We start from the raw sequence: 1918 nt of genomic DNA, 5'->3' as shown, positions 1-1918 counted from the left end.
TTCCTGCGACCGCTCGGGCGCAACGTGCCCAAGCGCGTCGGCAAGCGCCGCTTCGCCGCCAGCCTGAGCCCGTCGGCCTGGCAGGAATCCACCTTCGCCGAGCTGGCCTGGGACCAGTCGCGCGGTGCTGCCGCGCGCTGGGGCATCGCCGGCACCGTGCTCGGCCTGCTGTTCGGGCTGGTCGCCTTCGCACCCGCGAGCTGGCTGGCCGGCGCGATCGAATCGGCCTCGGGCCAGCGCGTGCTGCTGGCCGATGCGCGCGGCACGGTGTGGTCGGGCAGCGCGGTCGTCGTGCTGACCGGCGGCCCGGGCAGCCGCGATGCCGCGGCGCTGCCGGGCCGGCTCGACTGGTCGCTCGGCCTGCGCGGGCTCGGCTTCGAGCTGGTGGCGCGCCAGGCCTGCTGCCTGAACGGCAACGTCGCGCTGCAGATCAAGCCCGGCTTCGGCCGCCTCTCGCTGACGCTGATGCCCCAGCCGGGCTGGACCGGCCAGTGGCCGGGTGCGCTGCTCGGCGGCCTGGGCACGCCGTGGAACACCTTGCAGCTCGGCGGCGCGCTGCGCCTGGTGTCGCCGGGGCTGAAGATGGAATGGGTGCAAGGCCGCTGGCTGATGGACGGCCGGGCCGATGTCGAGCTGATCGGCGCGGCGTCTCGCGTGTCGACGCTCGAGACGCTGGGCAGCTACCGGCTGTCGCTGACCGGCAACCCGGGCGGCGGTCCGTCGCAGCTGAGCCTGACGACGCTCGACGGCGCCCTGCAACTCTCGGGCAACGGCAGCGTGGGCGCCAATGGCGTGCGCTTTCGCGGCGAGGCCCGTGCGAACAGCGGCGACGAAGCCGCATTGAGCAATCTGCTGAACATCATCGGGCGGCGCAACGGCRCCGTGTCCGTCATTTCGATCGGATGAGCATGAAAAAGCGCCATATCCCCCTGCTCCAGCCGCGACGCCCGCTCGTCGGCGCGCTGGTGGCTGCGCTGTTGACCACGAACCTCGGTACGTTCCCGGCCGTGATGGCCCAGCAGCCGGCATCGCCGGCGCCGTCGCGCTTCAAGGGCGAACCGGTCACGCTGAACTTCGTCAATGCCGACATCGAAGGCGTGTCGCGCGCGATGGGCGCCATCCTGAAGCAGCAGTTCGTCGTCGACCCGCGCGTGAAGGGCACGATCACGCTGTTCAGCGAAGAGCCGATGACGCCGCGCGAGGCCTACCTGAACTACCTGGCCGCGCTGCGCGGCCTGGGCTTCACGGTGGTCGAGGTCGGCGGGCTGTTCAAGGTCGTGCCGGAAGCCGATGCGAAGCTGCAGTCGGGCACCGTCTCGGTCGGCTCGGTGTCGCGCCAGGGCGACCAGGTGCTGACGCAGATCTTCAAGCTCAGCCATGAGAACGCGAACAACCTGGTGCCGGTGCTGCGCCCGCTGATCAGCCCGAACAACACCATCAACGCGAACCCCGGCAACAACACGCTGGTGATCACCGACTACGCCGACAACCTGACGCGCATCGCGAAGATCATCGCCGCGATGGACACGCCGAGCTCCGGCGACGTCGAGATCATCCCGCTGAAGTACGCGGTCGCCACCGACCTCGCCACGGTCGTGCAGCGCCTGAGCGACGGCGGCACCGGCGTGCAGGGCGGCGTGCCCGGCGGCGGCGCCACCTCGTCGATCCTGGTCGATGCGCGCAGCAACGCGCTGATCGTGCGCGCCTCCACACCGGCGCGCATGGCCAACATCAGGGCGGTGATCGACAAGCTCGACAAGCCGATGGTCGGCGACAACCCGATGGGCAACATCTACGTCGTCTACCTGAAGAACGGCGATGCGGTGAAGCTGGCCACCGTGCTGCGCGCCGCGTTCAGCTCGACCGGCGGCGGTGGTGGTGGTGGCGGCAGCTCGCCGACGGCCGCGCTGTCGCAGGC

The 1918-nt window shown here is 70.7% G+C and carries 2 protein-coding genes; both read left to right on the top strand.

All coding sequences use genetic code 11. The annotated features are described in order from the left end of the window. Positions 1-906, top strand: a 906-nt coding sequence (gspN, locus tag AC1D01_RS32540) for a type II secretion system protein N (RefSeq protein WP_477873629.1), incomplete at its 5' end; no start/stop codon positions are given. 2 nt (positions 907-908) lie between these two features. Then, on the top strand, positions 909-1918 hold a 1010-nt coding region (locus tag AC1D01_RS32535), incomplete at its 3' end, for a secretin N-terminal domain-containing protein (RefSeq protein WP_477873628.1).

The organism is Rhizobacter sp. P3_B12 (assembly GCF_056402895.1).
Note: the sequence above shows the minus strand (reverse complement) of the source record. Positions and strands in the feature narration are given on the sequence as shown.